Origin of the sequence: Mesorhizobium sp. Root102 (assembly GCF_001425625.1) — a bacterium.
GTDB lineage: Bacteria > Pseudomonadota > Alphaproteobacteria > Rhizobiales > Rhizobiaceae > Mesorhizobium.
The window spans coordinates 1-3203 of the sequence record NZ_LMCP01000041.1; the positions used below are offsets into that span (position 1 = coordinate 1).

Here is a 3203-nt window from a genome sequence, read left to right on the forward strand (position 1 = left end):
GATGTTTGTGGCGATTCACATCGACCACGTTCTCACATCCCGACAGGAGCAGCCGCCCTCAGTTAGGCTCGACCGAGACCCCAATCACCCCATCTGTTGGAGAAGTTTACGTTGCGATGAGGTCGCGAGGGTAAGGCAACTTCTCCAAATGCCACCCAATAGCGGATTGTCCACTTTTGATGCTGTGGACGGCTCTCCGGTTCTGTCGCAAACTTGGAAATGGGGTAGTGAACGGCCATTTCGGCCTGTCCGTCAGGCAGCGAGGATATCGAACTGCTCGGCGATCGACGGACTGGGATTGTAGGCATACCTCGCCTGTCGCTTGCGCATCATGTGGATCATCTCGATGCCGGACAGGATGGTGGCGGCGCTCGCCTGCGACTTGAAGCCGAGCATGGAGCGGATGCGGCGCTTGATGCGCCGGTGATCCTGCTCGATCCGGTTGTTGAGATACTGGCTCTTTCGGATGCGGATCGGCTTGAGCCGCCGCCGCGAGCGATCCCGCAGCCGACTTTCCGCGTCACAGGAAACGATCGCCTCGCGATTGGTCTGGCTGCCGTCAATGACGATGCGCTCGGGGTGGCCATGACGCTGCAACGCCTTGCGCAGGAAGCGTTTGGCCGCCACCAGGTCACGGTGTTGGCTGAAGAAGAACTCGACCGTGTCGCCGACGCTGTCGATGGCACGGTAGAGATACATCCATTGCCCGCGATATAGGTCTCGTCCATATGCCACTTGCCGGCGACGGTCCGCTTGCGCCGGTTGAAGCGCTCCAGCAGTTGCGGCGAGAAGCGGACAACCCAGCGATGCACCGTGGAGTGATCGACGCACAGGCCGCGTTCGGCCATCGTCTCCTCAAGATCACGCAGGCTGAGATTGTAGGCCAGGTACCAGCGTACGCACAGCAGGATCACCGACTGGTCGAAATGACGACCCTTGAACATAACAAGCTCCCGAGAAACTGAAGAGCCTTCATGCCCTCGATTCCATTACCGAAGAGTTTGCGACAGATCCAACTTGGTAAATGAGTCTGGCTATCTCTCTTCGGCGCTTTGAGTTGCCGCCAGTAGAGGAATGTCTGGCGCCAGCGTCCGAGTGGATCGTTACCTTCATGACAGCAGTGCCATCGCACCCGGCGTGGATCGGACACCGGGTAGGGTCGAGAGGTCAGGGTCGCTCGACGATCTTTTCAAGCTCCGCTGACAACTGCTCGGGCCTGATCAAACCCCGCCTGAAAAGACTCATCACCTTGATTGCGATCCACTCACGGTCAGAGACACCGACGATGTGGTGAGCGGTGCAGTAATCATCCAATGCTTTTGCCAAAATGGTGAGTTCGACGGAATCAGCCACACCGTTTGGTGACATGCTTGCCTCCTATGCCAGGGTCAAAGCCCGATAATCGCTTCCAAGCGTCAGCTTGCCTTTGTTTGATACGGGCGACGGATAAGAGCTACGCTTCAAATGTGACCCCCAAAAGTCGATTCAAACCGCGCTCGAAAAAGTGAATATTCCGCCGGCCCAAGAGCCCAGCAAATGCGTTCGCCCAGAAGGCCACTCCAACTGGAGAGCATGCGTGCATTTCGGATCCTTCCGCCAAATGGGGAATTCACGATGGCAGCAGACCCGACATCGCAGCTCGTTTCGTTGGATTTATTGCGGCGGTGAGGGGCATACTGGGCTGCACTATTCCTCTTGGGGAAGGGCATGGCCATGCGCATGGGTGCAAGAAGCATTCCCATAGAATACTACATCCTCAGGATTGCCAGACCAGCCGCTCAGGGGTCTGGCACCGATACAGTCGTCGGCTACCTTGCCGAACAGCCGATCTTCGCTGCAGTCGTGGATTCAGCAGGTGCTCGCTACCGCTTCGTCGGGGTTGCCGCGCGACTGTCCGATGGGCGCTATGATGTCCAATCGCTCTCTCCCGGCGAATGGATCCTCGAGCCGGGCCTCGTTTACAGTTCGGAACGCTGACCTTCCTGCCAATCCGTTAAGCGGCGCCAATAGCCATACTGCTGGTAGATCTCCAGCGGGATGCCCGGGCGTGTCATGGCCCATTGGATGTCGGAGCCGGTGCCCGGGCCGACGCGCAGATTGGCGGATGAAGCTTTCAGCGAGACGAAGCGAGACAGAGGAAGAGCGCTGATCTCGGCCCGCAGCCCAGCCATCGGCGCGGGTATCGAGATCAACGCAGCTGTGGCAATGAAAAGGGCGAGGACGAATTGTAACCGATGCCCGACCAGCCGGGGGACTGTTAGGAAGCCGAGCGGTGCTCCGGAATTCATAGCAGTTCACCTGCGAACGCGGTAGGAATCGATGATCATCAGACGCCGTTAGAGGCACCGCTCACTTCATCGGACGATCGCTCGGTACTTAGTGTCTGTTCCAAAAAGAGGTGAGTGATTTCAGTTGGTTATGATTCAGTCGGATTTCTGAGATTCGACGGAGATCACGATGGCCTGGACTGAAATCACCCGTCCGCACTATGAGCGGCGCTGCGCCCGTTACGCAAGCGATCTGACCGATCCGGAATGGGCGCTGATTGTAATACCGCACATGCCTCGGCCGAACCGCATCGGTCGGCCGCGCAAGACGGATCTGCGCGAAGTCGTGAACGCGCTTTTGTACCTGGCCTCCTCGGGCGGTGCGTGGCGGCTTTTGCCGAAGGACTTTCCACCGTTCTCGACGGTGCAGAAGTACTTCTGGCGCTGGCGTGACGAGGGCCTGCTGCGCACCATCAGCAACGAGCTTGTGATGGCGGCACGCGAACGGGAAGGCAGGCAAGCCAGCCCGACGGCCGGCGTCATCGACAGTCAGTCGGTCAAGACCACCGAAAGCGGCGGAATCCGGGGCTTTGATGCCGGCAAGAAGGTCATGGGCCGCAAGCGCCATATCGTTGTCGACACGCTCGGCCTGCTGGTCGGGCTCGTCGTCCATGCCGCCGACATTCAGGACCGCGACGGCGCGCCGGCGGTCCTGAAGGCCATCCTCAAACGCTGGCCATGGCTGCATCATGTCTTCGCCGATGGTGGCTACGCCCCTGGCCGGACAGCGCAGCAAAACGACCTGGCCGGAGGCAAAGGCCTTCGCCAAAGCGCTGTGTGTTGATTGCCACTGAGAACTGACCCGGCAACCCAGGATATTTCCATCGAGAATTGACCCATGTTTGACCCTTACCCTGCGTTTTTTCAGCGGGGATT

4 protein-coding genes and 1 pseudogene are annotated in these 3203 nt (G+C 58.9%); 2 read left to right on the top strand and 3 right to left on the bottom strand.

What is annotated here, in order from left to right; all coding sequences use genetic code 11:
- Window positions 1-252: 252 nt before the first annotated feature.
- Together ASD12_RS24570 and ASD12_RS24575 are read right to left on the bottom strand one after the other, a co-directional pair.
- Window positions 253-944 (bottom strand): annotated as a pseudogene (locus ASD12_RS24570) (IS6 family transposase).
- Window positions 945-1167: 223 nt separating this feature from the next.
- Window positions 1168-1368: a hypothetical protein gene (locus ASD12_RS24575; RefSeq protein ID WP_056592465.1), complete on the bottom strand. Its 201-nt coding sequence runs from the start codon at window positions 1366-1368 to the stop codon at window positions 1168-1170.
- A 339-nt stretch (window positions 1369-1707) separates the two neighbouring features.
- Here ASD12_RS24575 and ASD12_RS24580 point away from each other — a divergent pair, with 339 nt between their 5' ends.
- On the top strand, window positions 1708-1977 hold the full coding sequence (locus ASD12_RS24580) for a hypothetical protein (RefSeq protein ID WP_244482966.1): 270 nt from the start codon (window positions 1708-1710) through the stop codon (window positions 1975-1977).
- Here the strand turns inward: ASD12_RS24580 and ASD12_RS35565 are convergent.
- Window positions 1959-2288: an SH3 domain-containing protein gene (locus ASD12_RS35565; RefSeq protein WP_082525660.1), complete on the bottom strand. Its 330-nt coding sequence runs from the start codon at window positions 2286-2288 to the stop codon at window positions 1959-1961. The genes ASD12_RS24580 and ASD12_RS35565 overlap by 19 nt on opposite strands.
- 169 nt (window positions 2289-2457) lie before the next feature.
- Here ASD12_RS35565 and ASD12_RS24590 point away from each other — a divergent pair, with 169 nt between their 5' ends.
- Window positions 2458-3111, top strand: coding sequence for an IS5 family transposase (locus ASD12_RS24590; RefSeq protein WP_280139598.1), 654 nt, complete (start codon window positions 2458-2460; stop codon window positions 3109-3111).
- Window positions 3112-3203: the final 92 nt, after the last annotated feature.

Excerpts from the sequence above, each read along its gene's own strand:
- ASD12_RS24575 (WP_056592465.1), bottom strand. The coding sequence starts at position 1,368 with ATGTCACCAAACGGTGTGGCTGATTCCGTCGAACTCACCATTTTGGCA.
- ASD12_RS24580 (WP_244482966.1), top strand. The coding sequence starts at position 1,708 with ATGGCCATGCGCATGGGTGCAAGAAGCATTCCCATAGAATACTACATC.
- ASD12_RS35565 (WP_082525660.1), bottom strand. The coding sequence starts at position 2,288 with ATGAATTCCGGAGCACCGCTCGGCTTCCTAACAGTCCCCCGGCTGGTC.
- ASD12_RS24590 (WP_280139598.1), top strand. The coding sequence starts at position 2,458 with ATGGCCTGGACTGAAATCACCCGTCCGCACTATGAGCGGCGCTGCGCC.